The sequence below is a fragment of the Achromobacter sp. 1011811831 genome (genome assembly GCF_059760905.1).
The window spans coordinates 59,420-73,814 of sequence record NZ_JCBANG010000004.1 but is presented as its reverse complement, the minus strand read 5'-3'; the positions used below and the strand labels follow the sequence as shown (position 1 = coordinate 73,814).

General features: G+C 62.0%; 11 protein-coding genes. 1 reads left to right on the top strand and 10 read right to left on the bottom strand.

Annotated features, from left to right (window positions below):
* Positions 1 to 4 precede the first annotated feature (4 nt).
* The 5 genes from AC6LJ9_RS02890 to AC6LJ9_RS02870 all read right to left on the bottom strand — a co-directional run bounded on the left by AC6LJ9_RS02890 (position 5) and on the right by AC6LJ9_RS02870 (position 7,287).
* Entirely contained in the window at positions 5 to 802 is a 798-nt protein-coding gene (locus tag AC6LJ9_RS02890) for a ParA family protein (protein ID WP_498146375.1), read from the bottom strand.
* A complete protein-coding gene (gene rsmG / locus AC6LJ9_RS02885; RefSeq protein ID WP_498146374.1) occupies positions 799 to 1,482 on the bottom strand; it encodes a 16S rRNA (guanine(527)-N(7))-methyltransferase RsmG in 684 nt (227 codons plus the stop codon). The genes AC6LJ9_RS02890 and rsmG overlap by 4 nt, the downstream gene beginning before the upstream one ends.
* A complete protein-coding gene (gene mnmG, locus AC6LJ9_RS02880) occupies positions 1,479 to 3,437 on the bottom strand; it encodes a tRNA uridine-5-carboxymethylaminomethyl(34) synthesis enzyme MnmG (protein WP_498146373.1) in 1,959 nt (652 codons plus the stop codon). Before mnmG ends, rsmG begins: the two co-directional genes overlap by 4 nt.
* Before the next feature lie 2,330 nt (positions 3,438 to 5,767).
* Positions 5,768 to 5,974 (bottom strand): cold-shock protein, encoded by a 207-nt coding sequence (locus AC6LJ9_RS02875; RefSeq protein WP_006389561.1) that lies wholly within the window; start codon positions 5,972 to 5,974, stop codon positions 5,768 to 5,770.
* 242 nt (positions 5,975 to 6,216) lie between these two features.
* Positions 6,217 to 7,287 (bottom strand): AbrB family transcriptional regulator, encoded by a 1,071-nt coding sequence (locus tag AC6LJ9_RS02870; protein WP_498146372.1) that lies wholly within the window; start codon positions 7,285 to 7,287, stop codon positions 6,217 to 6,219.
* Between the two features lie 77 nt (positions 7,288 to 7,364).
* Between AC6LJ9_RS02870 and AC6LJ9_RS02865 the strand changes: the two genes are divergently transcribed.
* Entirely contained in the window at positions 7,365 to 8,531 is a 1,167-nt protein-coding gene (locus AC6LJ9_RS02865) for a pyridoxal phosphate-dependent aminotransferase (protein ID WP_498146371.1), read from the top strand.
* Positions 8,532 to 8,745: 214 nt separating this feature from the next.
* On the opposite strand, the gene AC6LJ9_RS02860 is transcribed toward AC6LJ9_RS02865, so the two are convergent.
* From AC6LJ9_RS02860 to AC6LJ9_RS02840, 5 genes are all read right to left on the bottom strand, one after another.
* Positions 8,746 to 10,272 carry a tripartite tricarboxylate transporter permease gene (locus tag AC6LJ9_RS02860; protein ID WP_498146370.1) on the bottom strand — a complete coding sequence of 509 codons (1,527 nt, stop codon included), beginning with the start codon at positions 10,270 to 10,272 and terminating at the stop codon, positions 8,746 to 8,748.
* Positions 10,269 to 10,706, bottom strand: a complete 438-nt coding sequence (locus AC6LJ9_RS02855; RefSeq protein WP_498146369.1) for a tripartite tricarboxylate transporter TctB family protein — start codon at positions 10,704 to 10,706, stop codon at positions 10,269 to 10,271. Before AC6LJ9_RS02855 ends, AC6LJ9_RS02860 begins: the two co-directional genes overlap by 4 nt.
* Positions 10,707 to 10,823: 117 nt before the next feature.
* Positions 10,824 to 11,822, bottom strand: a complete 999-nt coding sequence (locus tag AC6LJ9_RS02850; protein WP_212313172.1) for a Bug family tripartite tricarboxylate transporter substrate binding protein — start codon at positions 11,820 to 11,822, stop codon at positions 10,824 to 10,826.
* 122 nt (positions 11,823 to 11,944) lie between these two features.
* Positions 11,945 to 13,441: a sensor histidine kinase gene (locus AC6LJ9_RS02845; protein WP_498146368.1), complete on the bottom strand. Its 1,497-nt coding sequence runs from the start codon at positions 13,439 to 13,441 to the stop codon at positions 11,945 to 11,947.
* Positions 13,428 to 14,108 (bottom strand): response regulator, encoded by a 681-nt coding sequence (locus AC6LJ9_RS02840; protein WP_498146367.1) that lies wholly within the window; start codon positions 14,106 to 14,108, stop codon positions 13,428 to 13,430. The genes AC6LJ9_RS02845 and AC6LJ9_RS02840 overlap by 14 nt, the downstream gene beginning before the upstream one ends.
* Positions 14,109 to 14,395 lie beyond the last annotated feature (287 nt).

Below are 14,395 nucleotides of genomic sequence, written 5' to 3'. Positions count from 1 at the left end.
GGCGTCAGTTGAGTTCCTTGACGCGCTCGATCATCTCGGCGCCGAACGAGATATAGGCCTGCGCGCCGCGCGAGCCGCGGTCGTACACCACGCCGGGCATGCCATAGCTGGGCGCTTCGGCCAGGCGCACGTTGCGCGGCACCACGGTCTTGAATACCTTGTCGCCGAAGTGCGACTCCAATTGGGCGGACACCTGCTGCTGCAACGTCATGCGCGGATCGAACATCACGCGCAGCAAACCGATCACGCGCAGGTCATCGTTGATATTCCGGTGCACGCGCTTGATGGTATTGACCAGGTCGGACAGACCTTCGAGCGCGAAGTACTCGCACTGCATGGGAATGATGACGCCATGCGCCGCGGCCAGGCCGTTGAGCGTGAGCAGCGACAACGTGGGCGGGCAATCGATCAGCACGAAATCGTACTCGTGCTTGATCGAATCGATGGCGGCCTTGAGCTGACGCTCGCGCTCGTCCATCTGCACCAGGTCGATTTCCGCGCCCGACAGTTCACGGTTGGCCGGCAGCACGTCATAGCCGCCCGACTCGGAGCGCACGCGCGCCTGCGCGATGGTGGATTCTCCGATCAGCACTTGATAGAGATTGGACTCCAGCGAGTTCTTGTCGATGCCGCTGCCCATCGTGGCATTGCCTTGCGGATCCAGGTCCACCAGCAGCACGCGTTGCTTGTGCGTGGCAAGGCCGGCCGCCAGGTTGATGGCGGTCGTCGTCTTGCCCACACCGCCCTTCTGGTTGGCAATACAGAAAACGCGGGCGGTTTCGCTGGGGGGAATGTTGTTCATAGGGTTCCTTGACTGCGGCGCATCCAGATCAGGCAGCGTTCTGCTTGCAGCTCCGGCACGTGGAGCGGCTGTATGTGGTCGACTTGCCATGTCCCGCGCGCGTGCAACGCCTGAATTTCATCGTCGGGGACCTTGCCCTTCATCGCAACGAGGGTACCATCGTTGCGCACATGGCGACCCGCGAGTTCGGCAAAATCATCCAGGGATGCGAAGGCGCGCGACGTCACAATATTGCACTCGCCGGGCTCCAGCGTTTCGATGCGGGCATGGCGGGCCTGCAGATTGGGCAAGGCCAGCGCGCCGCTCATCTGGCGCACGAATGCGGTTTTCTTTTCGACGGCGTCGATGCAGGTCACGGACCAATGCGGCCGCATGATGGCCAGCACCACGCCGGGCAGGCCGCCGCCCGAACCCACGTCATAGATCTTGGCAGGCGCCTCGCCCAACGCGGCGCTCAACGGCGCCACGACGGACAGGCTGTCGAACAGATGCTGGATGAGCATCTGTTGCGGGTCACGGATGGCGGTGAGGTTGTAGGTGCGGTTCCAGCGCTGCATCTGCGCCAGATAACCGAGCAGCTTGTCCACAGCTTGCGCGTCGACCGGCAGGCCGAGTTGCGCGCATGCCTGGGACAAGCGGCCGGCCATGTCGGCGCCGGCCGCTTGCGCTTGTGACGTCATGCCGCGGCCTCCTCGGGGCCCGCCTCGGACGAGGCATCGCGGCTCAGCTTGCGCGTGCCATAGTGCAGGCGCTTGAGATGAATCATCAGCAGCGAGATCGCCGCCGGGGTCACGCCGGAAATGCGAGCCGCCTGGCCGATGGTTTCGGGCCGGTGCGTCTTGAGCTTCTGGCGCACTTCGAACGACAGGCTGGTCACGGCGTCGTAGTCGACATCGGTGGGAATGGGCTGCAGTTCGTGCGAAATCTGCTTCTGCACTTCGTCCTGCTGGCGAGCAATGTAGCCGGCGTACTTCACCTGGATCTCGACCTGCTCGGCCAGCTCATCGTCGGCAACCACGCCGGGACCAGCGAGCAGCGAACCATCCAGGTTGCGGGCGGCCATCAGCGATTCATAGGAAACGCTCGGCCGTTTCAGCAAGTCAGCTAGTGAGTACTCACGTTCTATCGCCTTGCCCAGCAACGGTTCCGCGACTTCGGCGGGCAACACGCGCGGATTGACCCAGGACGATTTCAAGCGCTCGACTTCGGCGGCAACCGCATCACGCTTGCGATTGAACGCATCCCAGCGCGCATCGTCGACGATGCCGAGGCGGCGACCGATTTCGGTCAGACGCAGGTCGGCATTGTCTTCGCGCAGGCTGAGACGGTACTCGGCACGCGAGGTAAACATGCGATAGGGTTCGGTCACGCCGCGCGTGGCCAGGTCGTCGACAAGCACGCCCAGATAGGCTTCGTCGCGACGCGGCGTCCATTGTTCGCGGTCCAGCGACTTGAGCGCGGCATTCACGCCAGCCAGCAAGCCCTGGGCCGCGGCTTCTTCGTAACCCGTGGTGCCGTTGATCTGGCCGGCGAAGTACAGGCCTTCGATCGCCTTGGTTTCCAGCGTGCTCTTCAATCCACGTGGATCAAAGTAGTCATATTCGATGGCATAGCCGGGACGCAGGATATGTGCGTTCTCCAGACCGGGCAGCGAATGGATCAGGTCCAGCTGCACGTCGAACGGCAGGCTGGTGGAGACGCCGTTGGGGTAGACCTCATGCGTGTCCAGCCCTTCCGGCTCCAAGAATACCTGGTGCGACTCCTTGTCGGCGAAGCGATGAATCTTGTCTTCGATCGACGGACAGTAGCGCGGACCCACGCCTTCGATCACGCCGCTATACATCGGTGAACGATCCAGCCCGCCGCGGATGATGTCGTGCGTGCGGGCATTGGTGTGCGTGATCCAGCAGGGCAGCTGCCGAGGATGCATGGCCACATTGCCCATGTACGAGAACACGGGAATCGGATCCAGATCACCCGGCTGCTCTTCCAGGATCGAGTAGTTGATCGTGCGGCCGTCGATACGGGGCGGCGTTCCAGTCTTGAGGCGGCCTTGCGGAAGCTTCAGTTCTTTCAGGCGCTGGCCCAGGGAAATCGCCGGCGGATCTCCGGCACGACCGCCGGAATAGTTCTGCAGACCCACGTGGATCAGTCCGTTCAGGAACGTCCCAGCCGTCAGGACAACCGTCTTGGCGCGAAACTTCAGGCCGACCTGGGTTACGGCGCCCACGACGCGATCGCCCTCCACCATCAGATCTTCCACCGCCTGCTGGAACAGCCAGAGATTAGGCTGGTTTTCCAGGCGGCCGCGGATAGCCTTGCGGTACAGCACACGGTCGGCCTGGACTCGCGTCGCACGCACTGCCGGCCCCTTGGAGCCATTCAGAATGCGGAACTGAATGCCGGCCTCGTCCGTCGCCAACGCCATGGCGCCACCCAGCGCGTCGACCTCTTTGACGAGATGTCCCTTACCAATCCCGCCGATGGAGGGATTGCAAGACATTTGGCCTAGGGTCTCGATGTTGTGGGTCAGTAGCAGCGTCTGTGCGCCAGTGCGCGCAGCCGCCAGCGCCGCCTCGGTGCCGGCGTGACCGCCACCGACAACGATGACATCGAATTCGCGGGGGTAATCCATGATGGGGGGAGAAGATAAGAGAGCGTTCGGTGCTCATTATAGAGGCAGGGGGGGCATGTTTCACGTGAAACATGCTTTACCGTGCCTGGATTCGTCTGTCACGTTGGTCCGGTGTGAGAAAAGTGCGACGTGGAGACAAGCTGTAGAGGGTAAATATGTCGGCATCTGCCCAAGTCTTATGTTTCACGTGGAACGGTTGATACCTTGGTCAGGTATTGATTGAAGGGTGCCCGTTCTCCCCTAGACAGGCAAACTCGAAGTCGTGGCCTCCGATGGATGTATCTCGGGGCTAACTCCCAGAGTATTTAGGGAATGTCCGCACATCTCAATATCAATGTTTCACGTGAAACATGGACAAGGCCCTACCTACATCAACATCAGTCAGGGATATGCCGTATCCCTTCCCTACGAATCGGAGGATTCCTTTTGCTGATGTTTCACGTGAAACATGGATACCTACGTCGTTCGATCCAACCACTTGCCTTAGGAGTCATGTTTCACGTGAAACATCGCACCTGGCTGACAGTCGATGCTGTGGGCTGGATTGCCGTTCCGTGTTTCACGTGGAACATTCACCCACATCACTTTGCTGGCAATTGAGCCGAAGCCTGTCATGTTTCACGTGAAACCACGATGATCCGTTCTATGCATCTCCGATTGAATCCGTAGCACGATCAGGCAACCCGCATTCGCGTTTCACGTGAAACATTCAATGGAAAACGCAGATTTCCACCCCCTACCCTACCCCTATCCAAAACAATTGGCTCATTTCTGAAAGCAAGACCTCCCACGCCGCAGAGCCACCCTTTCATCTCCATCGCACTAAGCAAACTGATCCTCGAATTCATGCTGTCTATGTCGCACCCGATTCATAAGAATCTGCCAATGTCCGGAATCCGTTCACTCCAACATCGCCCGCCAGAATAGACACGATGACCGTGATACGCTTTATCCACAACATCAGCATGTTTCCGAAGATCAGCGACAGCCGTACCCATTTTCATGTGAAGCAGCACGGTTCTTTTTTCAACACGCACGTGAGTGCAGTGAAGTACCAAAAACAACGTTGAATATCTGACTTCACTTTATCCACATGAAACGTCCCGCCCGAGGCCAAGCCGATCTGTGGACAAAGAAGTGGACAACCCAAGCTTCGGCCCTGGACGATACGTTCAACGCATCATCCACCACAGCCGGTCGAATAGGCTGCCTATTCCTTCATGGATGATCCTGGGCGGAAAAATGGCTTTTGAATCAATGGATACGCTGATTCCCAGGGGTAGTGCACGGCGGCGAGACATTGTGGATAAGCAGCAGCCTATGGTTGCGATAGGCAAGATTGCACTAAGCTGAATTCTGTGGACAACCCCTCGTCCGGACTCGCGGGAACTAGCGAGTAAATCCCATGTCCAACCGCCCTGTTCTCACGTCAGGCTGTTCTACGACTTTTCCACAAAGTTGTTATCGCGCGCCAGACATCTTGCTGCCACATCCCGATCCCATACTCGAACACCCGCTGCGCAATTTCCATTGCGCAGCACACTGGATATGGCCGCCCTCATCCTTTTGGCTGATCCACGGGAAAACGCTGTGGACAAATCCATGGGCCGCTCCTGATTCATTTTTTTGAGGAGCAATCCCCGCGGATCGTTCCGACCACGGCCCGCCGACTTCTATTTATTGTTCGCGGCGCCTTGTAATTCCCCTCGCTCAGACGTTCACGCAAACCGGAATAATTCACCGGCCGCCGGCCGATATCCCCATTTCTATCCACAGACCGGATACCCCGTTTTTGTGCAAACTACGGGGAATTCTGTGCATAACCAAGATGGGGATATCTTTGTGAACAACCATGCGCCGGACCGTCAAAAACCGCGCATATGGACGGCCTGGTCGCCTCCGCCTTATTGCTGCACACACCCAGCTGAGGCCTCGGATAACAGGTAAGAGCCCGAATTTCCTAGGGAAAAAGCAGGTATCCCCCTGCGTGGAAAGCGATATGCCAGGTTTCATGGGAAACGCGGCCCCGGCAGACAGGTCATTCAAGCCACCGCAAAAAACTGTGCAAAACCACGCTGACGGACATCTATTGATCCAAGATTGCGCACAAAACCAAGACCCGTCCGAGAAAATTATCCACAGACTTATCCAGAGGATTCACATTAAGTTAGTATTCACTAACATAACCATCGGCAAGTCCGAAAATGCCGCTAGCGCGGGATCAACACCGATAAGGACCGGCCCAAATGAAACAACGCCCCAGACCGCAAGGTCTTGGGGCGTTGTAGCCAGGATTCAACCTGGCAGACGGGAAATTGGGATTTCCCGATTTAGAGCGGGCGAATTTCGGCCGCTTGAGGTCCTTTCGGACCATCCTTGACTTCGAATTCGACTTCCTGACCTTCGTTCAGGCTACGGTAACCGCGGCCTTGGATGGCGGAAAAGTGTGCGAAAACATCGGTGCCGCCGGCGTCCGGCGTGATGAACCCGTAACCCTTGTCAGCATTGAACCACTTGACTTTGCCCTTCTGAGCCATTTTCCTAGCGTCCTGTAATTAACGAGATTGCAATGAATCAAGGACGCCGTGACAACTGAACGACCGGTAGGGATACCTGCGTTGCTGCTGCGTTCACGTTCGTCAAAAGACGACAGAACGCGATCGCGCGCTGCTTGAATCAACTGCAGAATCAGCATACTCATCACACATTACAGAGTCATATAGTTGTTTACCCGAATGTCGCATTTTTCAGACTCGTCGGACGTCTTCAGGTAATACCGTTATGCGGAATCTCGCTGCCTGCGCGCCAGAAAGTTGTACATCGGTCCGGTCACCAGCACCACGAACACCATGCGCGTCACATGGAACGCCGTTACCACCGGAACCCCCAGCTGCAGCACCTTTGCCGTGATCGCCATCTCGGCGATGCCGCCCGGCGTCGTACCCAGTATCAGCGTGGGCACAGGCGCGGCCGACCATAGCGACAGCAATGCGCCCAGTCCGAACGCCATCGCCAATGCGACCACCGTGAACACGGCCACGGCCGCGATGAAACGTGGCGCGGCGCGAAAGAAATCGGGGCGATAGCGGTCCCCCAGGGACCAGCCGATGAACAGTTGCCCGATCTTCGGTACATAGTCCGGCAGCGCCGACAATTCGATGCCGGACAACGTCAGCGCCATCGCCACCGACATCGATCCCAGCACCCAGGGATTGGGTAGCCGCAGCCTCATGAACAGCAGCCCGCCCATGCAGGTCAAGGCCACCAGCGCCGCCAGCCCAGGCCAATGCACCACGCGCGGCCCAGGCACGGTCGGATCCAGCCCGGCCACGCCCCACCACTGGAACAGGAAGGGCACCATCACCACCACCAACAGCACGCGCACGCTGTGCGCCGTGGCCACGCGATCGATGCGCGCGCCATGGCGCTCGGCCAGGTTCGCCATCTCGCTGGCGCCGCCGATCGCCGACGAGAACCATGCCGTCTTGAAATCCACGTCCGTATAACGGCGCAGGATCGCGGTGCCGATGAAGGACAGCCCCAGCGCGAACAACATGCCCGCGATGATCGGTCCGGCATTGCTGCCGATATGGCCGACCACCTGCGGCGTGAAGTACAGGCCCAGCGACGTGCCGATGACCCACTGTCCGGCGTTGCGCGCCGGGCGCGGACACACCGTCCGCAAGCCGCCTATGCGCGTGGCCGCCGTAACCAGCAAGGCGCCCAGCATCCACGGCAAGGGCATGTGCGCCCATACCGCCGCCAGCGCGCCCGCCAACGCAATCAGCAAACCTGCCACCACCCGCCATCCCGCGTTGCTGCCCGCCATCCTGTCCACGCATATGCTCATGAGAAAACCAGATTATGAGTTAGTGGGATACTTACGAAAACTCTCAGCGCGTTCTCGCGTCCACACTTGCGCCAACCATGATCCGATCCAAACTGCCCGACGTCGGCACCACCATCTTCACCGTGATGAGCCGGCTGGCCATCGAGCACAAGGCCATCAACCTCGGCCAGGGCTTTCCCGATTTCGATCCCGACCCGGCGCTGTGCGCGTTGGTATCCAAGGCCATGGCCGACGGCCACAACCAATACCCCTACATGCCCGGCGTCGCGCCGCTGCGCGAAGCCATCGCCGCCAAGGCGCGCGAACTGTACGGCCACGCCTACGATCCAGAGACCGAGATCACCGTCACCAGCGGCGCCACCGAAGCGCTGATGGCCACCGTGCTAGCCGCCGTCGGCAGCGGCGACGAGGTCGTCGTCATCGAGCCCTGCTACGACTCCTACCTGCCCGCCATCCGCCTGGCCGGCGGCACCGCCGTGCCCGTGCCGCTGCGCGCGCCGACGGCTGACGATCCCTACTACCGCATCGACTGGCAGCGCGTGCGCGACGCCGTCACGTCCAAGACGCGCCTGCTGATGCTGAACTTCCCGCACAACCCCACCGGCGCCGTGCTCGACGACAGCGACCTGGACGCGCTGGAAGCCATCGTGCGCGACACCGGCGTGCTGCTGCTGTCGGACGAGGTCTACGAACATATCGTGTTCGACGGCAAGCCTCATGCCAGCGTCGCGCGCCGTCCGCTGCTGGCCGAGCATGCCTTCGTCATCTCTTCCTTTGGCAAGACCTATCACACCACCGGCTGGAAGATCGGCTACTGCTGCGCGCCGCGCCAGCTCAGCGCCGAGCTGCGCAAGGTGCACCAGTTCATGGTGTTCACGGTGCCCTCGCCCATGCAGTACGCGCTGGCCGAATTCATGCGCGATCCCAAGCCCTACCTGGACCTGCCGGCCTTCTACCAGGCCAAGCGCGACCGCCTTTCCGAAGGCCTGGCCAAGACGCGCTTCCGCCCCCTGCCCAGCCCCGGCACGTTCTTCCTGCTGGCCGATTACAGCGATATCTCCAGGCAGGCTGAAGCCGACTTCGCGCGCGACCTGACCGTGAACCACGGCGTCACCGTGATTCCCGTTTCGGCCTTCTACCGCCAACCCAACGCGCCGGAATCCAATCACCGCATCGTGCGCTTTTGCTTCGCCAAGAAGGACGCGACGCTGGATGCCGCGCTGGAGCGGCTTGCTTCGGTATAGTCCAAGCGCCGCAGCAACCAGAAAGAGCGCGCCACTCGGCGCGCTCTTTTCATTTTCATCAATACGAGCAAATACTCGCTATCTGTCCGTCGAACACAAACCCTTCGAGAATTCACGCGTAAAAAAAGGGCGCCGCAAGGCGCCCTGTCCAAGAACCGGCAGAGGCGCCCCACGGTGCCGCGCCTGCCGGCGCGCGGCCCGCCGGGGCGTCCGGTCATGCCGGTCCGGCGGCAACCTTCTTCTGCGCGCGCAAACGGCGCATAAGCTGCGGCACCACAACCACGGCGCCGGCGGCCACCCACAACGTGATGGCGACCGGGCTGTTGAACAACACCGATACGTTGCCGTCGGTGATGGACAAGGCGCGCCGCAGGTTCTGTTCCATCATGTTGCCCAGCACGACGCCCAGCACCAGCGGCGCCATCGGCAAGTCGAACTTGCGCAGGAAATAACCCAGCGTGCCAATGCCGGCCACCAGCAGCAGGTCGAACGTGCCCGCGTTGATCGCATACACGCCGATGTAGCTGATGCACAGGATGCCCGGCACCATCAGCCAACCCGGCACCGACAGCACCTTGGAGAACAGCCGCACCATCGGCACATTCATGATGAACAGCAGTACGTTGGCCACGAACAGCGAGGCGATCAGGCCCCAGACCAGCTCGGGCTTGGAATCGAACAGCACCGGCCCCGGCGTGATGTTGTAGAGCGTCAGCGCCCCCATCATCACCGCCGTCGTGCCCGAGCCCGGCACGCCCAGCGTCAGCATCGGCACGAAGGAACCCACCGCCGAGGCCGTGGCCGCCGCCTCGGGCGCGACCAGGCCGCGCATGTCGCCCTTGCCGAACTTGGCGTCCGGATCCTTGGCCTCGATGATGCGCTTTTCCTGCGAATAGGCCACGGCCGCGGCCACGCTGGCGCCCGCTCCCGGCAACACCCCCACGCCGAAGCCGACGAAGGCGCTGCGCACCACGCTCCACCAGGTGAACGCCAGCTCCTTCAGGTTGAACAGCTTGCGGCCGCTGGGCTTGACCTCGACGCTATGGCCGGCCACGACCTTCTCCAGCATTTCCAGCATCTCGCTGACCGCGAACAGGGCGATCACCACCACCACGAACTCGATGCCGTCGGACAGGTGCACCAGGTCGAAGGTATAGCGGTATACGCCCGAGTTCGCATCCACGCCCACCACCGAGATCGACAGGCCGATCATCGCCGCCAGCACGCCCTTGACCGGCTGCTTGCCCAGCAGGCTGGTCAGGCAGCAGAACGCGAAGATCATCAGCACGAAATACTCGGCGGGACCGAATGCCAGCGCCCATTTGGCCAGTAGCGGCGCGAGCAGGATGATGCCCACCACCGACACGATGGCGCCGAAGAACGCCGACCACGCCGACAGCGACAGCGCCACGTTGGCCAGGCCCTGGCGCGCCAACGGATAGCCGTCCAGCGTGGTCATGATGGCGCTGGCTTCGCCCGGCACGTTCAGCAGGATGGACGTGATGCGCCCGCCGTACTCGGCGCCCACGTATACGGCCGCCAGCAGGATCAGCGCCGTTTCGGGCGGCAGGTTCATGGCAAAGGCGATGGGAATCAGCATCGCCACGCCGTTGATCGGGCCCAGTCCCGGCAGCACACCCACCAGCGTGCCAAAGAACGAGCCGATGGCCGCGACCAGCAGGTTGGTCAGCGAGAACGCGACGCCAAAGCCGATGGAAAGATGATCGAGGATGCCGCTCATATCAGGTTCTCCAGCAGTCCGCCGGGCAGGACCACGTCCAGCACCTTGTCGAACAGCACGAAAAAGAAGACGCTCATGACCACGCCGCCAATGGCGCACTTGCCCCAGCCGCCGCCGAACAGCCGGCCCACCGCCACCGTCATCAACGCGGTGGCGATGATGAAGCCCAGCCACTGGAACAGGAAGGCGTAGCCCACGCAAAACAGCACCATCAGCGCGATGCGCCCGTTGGCGCCGGGCGCGTTGGCCTCCACCGGATTACCGCCCTTGATGGCCAGCCGCAGGCCGCACAGGCCGATGATCAGCGCCAGCAGCAGCGGAAAGGCGCGCGGGCCGACGGGCTCGTAGGCGAACGGCGCCTCGATGTCCCATCCGGCCCAGGTCATGAAGGCCGCCAGCGCAAGCGCCGCGATGCCCAGGGTTCGATCGTTCATGGTGATGTCTTTCCGTAATGGCCGGAACGCGGCGTAGCCTCGCCCCGCCGCCTGCGGATGAACCGAAGGCGGGCTGCAACGCAGCGTTCGGGTTGGAATGAAGGCCGGCGGCCCAGGTCACTTCTTGACCAGGCCGAAGCTCTCGGCCAGTTCGCCGTACTGCTTCACCTGCTGCTTCACGTAGGCGTCCAGCTCGGCGCCGGTCTTGCTGAAGGGAAACAGGCCCTGCTGTTCGCGCAGCTTGGCGAATTCCGGCGTGCCCGTGGCCTTGTTGAACGCCTGGACCCAGAACTCATAGTCGCTGTCGGATACCTTCGGACCCACGTAGAAGCCGCGGATGATGGGCCAGACGATGTCATAGCCCTGCTCGCGCGCGGTGGGCACGGTGTTCAGCTTGCCCGGCAGGCGCTGGTCGTTGAACACGGCCAGCACGCGAATGGGGGCGCCGCCCTCGAGCATGGTGAAGGCTTCGGCCGCGTCGCCCATGTAGGCCTGGATATGGCCGCCGCGCAACGCGGTCACGGCCTCGCCGCCGCCTTCGAAGGCCACGAAGCGCATCTTCTTGAAGTCCACGCCCGCTGCCTTGGCGGTCAGCGCGGCCTTCATCCAGTCCTGGCTGCCGACGGTGCCGCCGGCGCCCAGCACGATCTTGGTCGGATCCTGCTTGAAGGCCTCCATCAGGCCCTTCAGGTCGGTGTACGGCGAATCGTTGCGCACCACGGCCACGCCGTAGTCGGTGCCGATGCCGGCCAGCCAGCGCACGTTGTCGACGTTGTACTTGCCGAACTTGCCCTGTGCCAGGTTGAGCAGCGAACCGCCGGAAAAGGCCACGATGGTGCCCGGCTCGTTCGGATGCTGGGCCACGATGTTGTTGTAGGCCACGGCGCCGATGCCGCCCGGCATGTAGACGATGCGCATGGCGGTCTTGAGCGCCCCGCTCTGCTTCAGGCCCTCGGTGGCCAGGCGGCAGGTCAGGTCGAAGCCGCCGCCGGGCTGGGCGGGGGCGATGCACTCCGGACGGCGGGGTTCGGCGGCGGCCTGGGCGGCGCCCAGCGACAGGGTCAGGGCGCCCAGCGCCGTGGCGGCGGCCAGGCGCAGCTTCAAGCTCGTCTGCATTGTTGCGTCTCCAAAATTTATAGGTCTGGGTTCGATGCCCGCCTTGCCGGCTGGCCGTCCCGGGCGAGGCTCTGTTGGCCCCGCGGACGCAACCGTACAAAACGGAACCTTTCCAACACCTTTCAAATTCTGTGATTTTCGTGATGCATCGCAGCATCCGCGATGTTTTCCAGGGTAAACACCAGCGCCGCGCGCAAGCCGGGCTGCGGCGCCCGGTTCTCCAGGACCAGCTTCGCGCCCAGGATCTCGGCGATGGTGCCGACGATGGCCAGGCCCAGGCCGGCGCCGGGCTTGTTCTTGCCCGCCGCTCCCCGGCGGAAACGCACGCAGGCGCGGGCGATGTCCTCGGCCGACATGCCCGGGCCGCTGTCTTCCACCACCAGCCTTGCCGTCCCGTCCCCGACTTGCACCCGGACCGTCAGGTCCCCGCCCTGCGGGCTGTAGCGGATGGCGTTGTCCACCAGATTGCTGACCGCCTCCCGCAACAGCCAGTCGGCCGCCGGCACCTTGACCGGTCCGGGCGGCGCATCCATGCCCACGTCCAGCTGGCGGGTACGGGCCGCCGGCAGCAGGGCGCGTATGACGGCGTCCGCCGTCTCGGCCAGGTCCACCGGCTCGGGCACGAACCCGCCTTCGGCCAGGGAGGCGTCTTTGGCGCGCGCCAGGGCCAGCATCTGGTTGGTGGTACGCACGGCCCTGTCCAAGCCCTCCTGCATCGCCAGAAGGGCTGTACGGACCTCCTGGGGGTCTGTTTCGCGCAAGGCATAGGCCGTCTGGGTCCGCAAAACCGACAAAGGCGTGCGCAATTGGTGCGAGGCGTCGTCCAGGAACTGGCTTTGCACCCTCGCCTGAGCCGCAAAACGGGCCATGTGGAGGTTTATGGCGCTGACCAGGGGTAGGACCTCACCTGGCATGTCCGATGCGTCTACGGGGCTTAAATCGTCCGAGGAACGCCTTTCCACATCCTGACGCAGTCGTTCCAGGGGCCTCAGGGCCATGAAAACCCCCAGGATGACCACCAGGACGCTGATGACGATCACCGCCAGGTCGCGTTCCACCGAGCGCAACAGCACCCGGTGCAGGAATTCCTGGCGGGTGCCCAGCCCTTCCGCGACCTGCACGATTATACGTCCCCCTTTATTCGCGTACAGCGGCGGATCCATCGGACGGGCCAGCGCCGCCACGCGCACCGGCGTGCCCAGGTAGTCGGCATAGAAAAACTGCGCCTCGCCGGATTCCAGCGGCCGGTCGGGCATGGGCAGGTCCGGATGACCGATTTCGGCCAGCCCGTCCTCGGTGGCCACCCGGTAGAACACGCTGCCATTGGCCGTCAGCTCGAAGAATTCCAGCATCAGGTACGGCTGCTCCATGGCTAATCCACCGCTGGCTGTGGATATGTTGTGGTCGATGGCGCGCAGCGCTCCGGCGAGCGAACGGTCATAGGCTGTGTCGACCTGGTTGCGCAGCTGGTGGTTCGACAGCCACAGCGCGCCGATCATCACCAAGACCAGCGTCGGAATCAGCCACCAGAGCAACTGCGTTTTCAGCGTCCGGGGGCGCCTGCCCTGTGCCGGCAGGCTGTTTTTCGCGTCGATTTTTTCCGTACTACGGGTTGTCAACAGCGTTCTCCAGGCAGTAGCCCATGCCGCGCATGGTCACGATCTGCACACCGGTATCCGTCAATTTCTTGCGCAAGCGGTGGACCAGCACTTCGATCGCTTCCAGGTTGATGTCCGCATCGTCGGTCAGGATCCGGTCCAGGATCTGCTGCTTGTTGATCGGTTCGCCGCTTTTCTGGATCAGCGTGCGCAGCACCGCGTGTTCACGTGGGGATAACTGCAGGGGCTGTCCGTGGACCGTGAATTTTTGCGTAGCGGTATCGAAAACCAGGTTTCCCAGGATGTGCCGCGGACGTTCGCGTCCTCGGCTGCGCCGGATCAGCGCGATCAAACGCGCCTCCAACTCTTCCACAACAAAGGGTTTTGGCAGGAAATCATCGGCGCCTTCATGCAGCGTGCCGATTTTTTCGGCGAGTGAGTCGCGCGCAGTGAGGACCAGCACCGGCGTTCGATCGTCGCGCGCGCGCATCCTGGCCAGCAAGGAATGGCCATCCATGCCCGGCAATCCCAGGTCGAGCACGACCGCGTCGAATTCTTCCATTGCCAAACGCCGTTCGGCAACTAGCCCGTCATCTGCCCATTCCACAACGAAACCCGCGTGACGGGCCAGGCTGCGTGCCAACCAGCGGGCAAGTTCAGCTTCGTCTTCTATCAGAAGGATGCGCATGGACGAAGTCCGGGGGGGAGTGGCTGGGAGGTGAGAGAGAGCATGTTTGTCTTTTCCCTGTAGTTCTCTTTATATAAAGACTAATGATTAATAAGGCCTGTGGATAACTACCTTAACCTTGAAAACCTGTTTTTTTTCATAGCTTTAGGACGGTTTTTGGCTGTGCAAGAACTCTGTGTGGGAAAAAAGTCGAAGTTGGACAAGATTTGGCGACCCCGCCAAAACCCCCGCTTGTTCAACTTGCCTCCACAACATGTGCACAACAACGCGCCCCAGTAGTTATCCAC

Coding starts and splice junctions, on each gene's coding strand:
- AC6LJ9_RS02860 (WP_498146370.1), bottom strand. CDS start 10,272: ATGAGCGGCATCCTCGATCATCTTTCCATCGGCTTTGGCGTCGCGTTC.
- AC6LJ9_RS02850 (WP_212313172.1), bottom strand. CDS start 11,822: ATGCAGACGAGCTTGAAGCTGCGCCTGGCCGCCGCCACGGCGCTGGGC.
- AC6LJ9_RS02870 (WP_498146372.1), bottom strand. CDS start 7,287: ATGAGCATATGCGTGGACAGGATGGCGGGCAGCAACGCGGGATGGCGG.
- AC6LJ9_RS02890 (WP_498146375.1), bottom strand. CDS start 802: ATGAACAACATTCCCCCCAGCGAAACCGCCCGCGTTTTCTGTATTGCC.
- AC6LJ9_RS02840 (WP_498146367.1), bottom strand. CDS start 14,108: ATGCGCATCCTTCTGATAGAAGACGAAGCTGAACTTGCCCGCTGGTTG.
- rsmG (WP_498146374.1), bottom strand. CDS start 1,482: ATGACGTCACAAGCGCAAGCGGCCGGCGCCGACATGGCCGGCCGCTTG.
- mnmG (WP_498146373.1), bottom strand. CDS start 3,437: ATGGATTACCCCCGCGAATTCGATGTCATCGTTGTCGGTGGCGGTCAC.
- AC6LJ9_RS02855 (WP_498146369.1), bottom strand. CDS start 10,706: ATGAACGATCGAACCCTGGGCATCGCGGCGCTTGCGCTGGCGGCCTTC.
- AC6LJ9_RS02875 (WP_006389561.1), bottom strand. CDS start 5,974: ATGGCTCAGAAGGGCAAAGTCAAGTGGTTCAATGCTGACAAGGGTTAC.
- AC6LJ9_RS02865 (WP_498146371.1), top strand. CDS start 7,365: ATGATCCGATCCAAACTGCCCGACGTCGGCACCACCATCTTCACCGTG.